We start from the raw sequence: 4,393 nt of genomic DNA on the forward strand, positions 1-4,393 counted from the left end.
GCCTTCGCGCTCGCTCGCACCAACTTTTGGTCGCGCGGGGAATAGGCCCGGAGCGCGTGCTGCACGCGGTTGCCCAGCTGCGCTAGGACGATGTCCGGCACATCTGCCGGGCTCTGCGTCACGAAGTAGACGCCGACACCTTTCGACCGCACCAGGCGCACGACGCGCTCGATCGTCTGCAGCAACCGCGGCGGCGCATCCTGGAACAGGAGGTGCGCTTCGTCGAAGAAAAACACCAGCTTGGGCTTCTCCAGATCGCCAGCCTCGGGGAGGACCCGGAAGAGTTCGGTGAGGAGCCAAAGCAGCAGACACGCATACAGCTTGGGCGATTCCATCAGCGTGTCGGCATGCAGGAGATTGACGACGCCCCGGCCGTCGCGGACCTCGAGCAGGTCCATCACGCTGAGCCCGGGTTCAGCAAAGAGGTCACCACCCCCCTGCGCTTCCAAAGCCAGGATCTCGCGCTGAATTGCAGAGATCGAGGATGCGGTGATGTTGCCGTACGCCGCGCAGGTCTCGGCCCGCATATCCAACATGTCGGCAAGCTCGGCCCGGAGATCGTCCAGGTCGAGATGCCCATGCCCGGCATCGGCGGCGCGCTTGAAGGCGATCGCGAGCGTCCCTTCCTGAACGGGGTTCAGTCCGAGCATGCGGCCAAGGATCAAGGCGCCCATCCGGTCGACGCTCGTCTGCACCGGCAGCCCATGATCGCGATGGGCGTCCCAAAAGCGAGTGGGGCAGCCCGTCGCCATGCCGCTCAGGTCGCCCTTCACGTCAGCGGCGAACACTGGGACGCCGGACGCAGAGAACCCTTCGGCGAGCAGCTGCAACGATCGGCTCTTGCCGGTACCGGTGGCCCCGGTGACCAAGCCGTGGCGGTTCGCGATCGAGAGGGGCAGGGCGATCTCGCGGCCGTCGCTCGTCAGTCCGAATGCAATGCTCGTCATGGTCATCGCCCCGCGTTTCTAGTGCCGCATCATCTCACAGGGCGCTGCGATCGCCAAGCATAATCGGCATTTTATCGCGTAATATCAGTAGTTTAATGGTGATGCGCCGATCGCAGCTGGACCGCATCGATCGTGGCAAAAAGCGTAGGCCGGTATACGCATCTATGCACAGACTACGGACTGGCCCGCTACCCGACCGGCCGCCACGCGCCATGCCCGCCACCGGGCTCGCTAGGGGCAGCACGGGGCACCGCGCCCAGTGCATCAGGCCAGCATCCTGCTGCATCAGCCATGCCAGACCAGCCCATCTCAGCAGAGCCGCACAAATGACCGCAGAGGCGCGATGCGTGCTGTCGGCTGTTGGGGTGCGGATCAGGCTCGTGCCCACTGGCCGGCCTCCTGTGGCCCGGCAAATGGACATCTAGGGACCGTACGAAGGGCAGGGGCGAGCGCGGAGCACCGACGCGCTGAATATCGCCGACCTTATTCTGTGAGGGGGGTTCATCCCCGCCGCTCGGCAACGATCTTGCGATCCTGCATTTTGCTGCAATCGACTGGCCTCGGTGTCCGCTTTGGCGCAAGATTCGGCCTTCATCATCGGAGGCGGTCGCCGTGGCGCAGACTTTCATCGGAAACTTGATCCTGCGGCTGCAGGAGAACGTGTCTGCAGGGGCAAAGAAGGCCGCCGGCGCGCTGAAGGGCGTCGACCAGGCAGCCGCCGGCCTCGGGCGGAATGCCGGGAGCGCCGCCCGGCTCGGCAAGGCGCTCGACGGCCTGGCAACATCGGCTGCGAAGGCGAACGCGCCGTGGGGAGCAAATCTCCAGGCGCAGCTTCAGCGGCTCGGCGCCAGCGCCAGCGAGATCGAAAAGGTCCGTCAGTCCTGGGATCAGCTTCAGGCCCGGCTCGCGGCCGGCGGCATCGGCGGCAAGATGCGGACGAACGAGATCGCCGCCTGGCGGCTGGCGGTGGCCGGCAACCTCACCGCGGTGAGGGCGGAGGCGGATCGCACGAGGCAATCGCTGGTCGGGCTTGGCGACCAGGTGCGGCAGCTTGCTCGAACGGGCAGCTTGCTCGCCGGCGGGCTGGGAACGGCTGTCCTCGGCCGGGCCGGGATTCAGGCTTCCGCGACCTATGAGGATCTGAAGATCGCTCTGGAGCAGAAGAACTGGGGCGCTGACGTCGAGAAGGCGATCATCGCCGAGGCGAACCGGGTCGCTGTGCGGTTCGGCCAGAGCCGAGCGACGGCGCTCGAAACGCTCATGGATGCCGCGGTGTCGAGCGACAAGCCGATGGACGCGCTCGCCAAGTCCGACACCTATGGCCGGGCGCTGGTGCTGGAAAACCTCTACAGCGGCCCCGGGCGTGCTGCCGAGGGCGTGCGCAATCTGGACAAGGCGCGCGACGGGCTCGGCATCGAAAGCCCGGAGGCGGTGCGAGCGTTCTTCGATGGCTATTACCGGGCCAAGTCGATCCTCGGCCCCGATCTGAACACCGACCAATATCGGCAGGCGATCCAGTACGCGCGGACGGCCGGCAAGGCGGTGACGCCGGAGTTCCTGGCCACGACGCTGCCCTCGATGATTGCGGAGAGCAAGGGTGGTGACGCCGGCACGCGGCTGCGCGCAGCGTTCGACCAGATGGTCGTCGGTCGCGCCAGCAAGGCCGCGAGAGAGCGGCAGATCGAGATGGGGATCCGCGGCGCAGACGGCGAGCTCGTCGACGAGGCGAACTTCCGGAATCCGATCGCGTGGATCAATGACGTCGTGGCCAAGCGCCTCGAGGCGGAGGGGCGGCTGAAGCGCGACGCCGATGGCCGCGTGTCTGGCGACAGCAAGGTGGCGCTCGCGAAAGAGCTCGGCCTGCTGACCAACAATCGGCTCTCGTCGGACTTCCTCTACAACATGATCGACCAGGCGGGGCAGCTCGAGCGCCAGCGCCGCCAGATGCTCAACAGCAAGGGCGGTCTCGAAGGCGCCGACAAGGTGCTGGCGGAGAGCCCCACGATGTCCTGGCGCGCGATGGAAGCGTCGCTGCAGAACGTCGCGAGCACCGTCGGCGAAACCGTAATGCCGGTCATCGTGCCCGGCCTCAATAGCATCTCCGGCGGATTGAATTCGCTCGCGACGTCGCTGCAGGCGATGGATGCTGGGACCGTCGCGAAGCTCGGCGCCGCGGGGCTGGGTCTCTATGGCCTGATGAAGATCCTCGGCCCCATCGCGCTGGCGAAGCGCATTTCGGACGTGGCCGGCGCCACCGGACTGCCAGGCGAAGCCGGGAAGGGCGCGGCGGGCCCCTCGCGCATGACCAGGATCATGGAAGCGATCCGGAGCGGTGCGTCGCGCGTGCCGGCCGGCATCGGCGGCTTCCTGAAGAACGGCCTCGTCGGCGGCGCGGTCTACGGCGCGGGCTCATGGGGCATCGACAAGCTACTCGGCGTCGATCCGTCCAAACTGCCGGACACCAGCACCGGAGCGATCCTGAAGCGGCTGGGAAAGGATGCCGCGAGCATCCTGCCTTGGCATGGCACGAACTCGGGGACAGCGCCGGCGGGCACGTACAACGGCTGGACGGTGCAGGAGCACCTTCGGCAGAACAACGAACGGCTGAAGGCCGGGTCTGTCGACACGTCGGGGCTCGATGATGCCGCGGCGAAAGCCACCGCCACAGGCGAACAGATCAAGGCCGGGCTTGGCGTCACCGCCGCGCCGCAGGTGGACACCTCCGCGCTCGAACGGGCAAACGCACTCTTGCGGGAGGGGATCGCCCTGCTCGGCCAGTTCGGGGCGGCGTCCAGTGCGGCCGGTGCCCGTGTCGGCTCTCAGATCGGCCGAGAGCTCCGCGCGGCGCAATCCGACTTCGGTGTTTCGCCATGAGCCGGCGGAAATGGCCGGAGACGGTGGACATCTACCGGCTATCCGAGATCCTCGGTATCTCCACCCGGGCTCTGCGCGACTATCGCGCCCGCGGCGTGCTGGTGCCAGCGGCGGAGAAGGGACAGTTTCAGTTTCTGCCGTCGGTGCATGCCTATGCAGCGCACCTGCGCCAAGTAGCCGAGCGCGACGGCGGGAAGGGTGATGCGCTGACGAAGGTCCGCATCGAGAGCGAGACCGTCAAGCGCCAGATCGCGGAGATCTCGCTGTCGAAGATGCAGGCTCAGTTCCTGACGCAGGACGAGGCCGCGGCGGAGTGGAAGCGAATGGCCAGCATCCTGCGCGAGGGGATGATGCGCTTCCCCGGCAAGGCTGCTGCCGCTCTGCCCCGCCTGACGCCTCACGACATCGGCATGCTGCGCTTGCTCGCCGGCGAGGTGCTGACCATGTGCTCGGAAGAGGCCGAGGGCATCGTCGGCGCCGACCCGGCCGCGTTCCTGCCTGAGACTGCCGGCGCCACCACGTGACGCCGCAGAGCGCCGCCCGCGACCGTGGATGTATCGGCGCGGGCGGTC

General features: G+C 67.3%; 3 protein-coding genes. 2 read left to right on the top strand and 1 reads right to left on the bottom strand.

Annotation, left to right across the window (positions count from 1 at the left end):
- The coding region (locus ACFPN9_RS24195) for a helicase HerA-like domain-containing protein (protein ID WP_377817774.1) at nt 1-953 on the bottom strand (953 nt) is incomplete at its 3' end.
- Between the two features lie 606 nt (nt 954-1,559).
- On the opposite strand from ACFPN9_RS24195, the gene ACFPN9_RS24200 reads away from it, so the two are divergent.
- Together ACFPN9_RS24200 and ACFPN9_RS24205 are read left to right on the top strand one after the other, a co-directional pair.
- Complete coding sequence (locus ACFPN9_RS24200) at nt 1,560-3,821, top strand: phage tail tape measure protein (protein ID WP_377817775.1); 2,262 nt, start codon at nt 1,560-1,562, stop codon at nt 3,819-3,821.
- Nucleotides 3,818-4,345, top strand: a complete 528-nt coding sequence (locus tag ACFPN9_RS24205) for a hypothetical protein (RefSeq protein ID WP_377817776.1) — start codon at nt 3,818-3,820, stop codon at nt 4,343-4,345. The genes ACFPN9_RS24200 and ACFPN9_RS24205 overlap by 4 nt, the downstream gene beginning before the upstream one ends.
- Nucleotides 4,346-4,393 lie beyond the last annotated feature (48 nt).

This window comes from Allobosea massiliensis (genome assembly GCF_042655245.1).
Classification (GTDB): domain Bacteria; phylum Pseudomonadota; class Alphaproteobacteria; order Rhizobiales; family Beijerinckiaceae; genus Allobosea; species Allobosea massiliensis.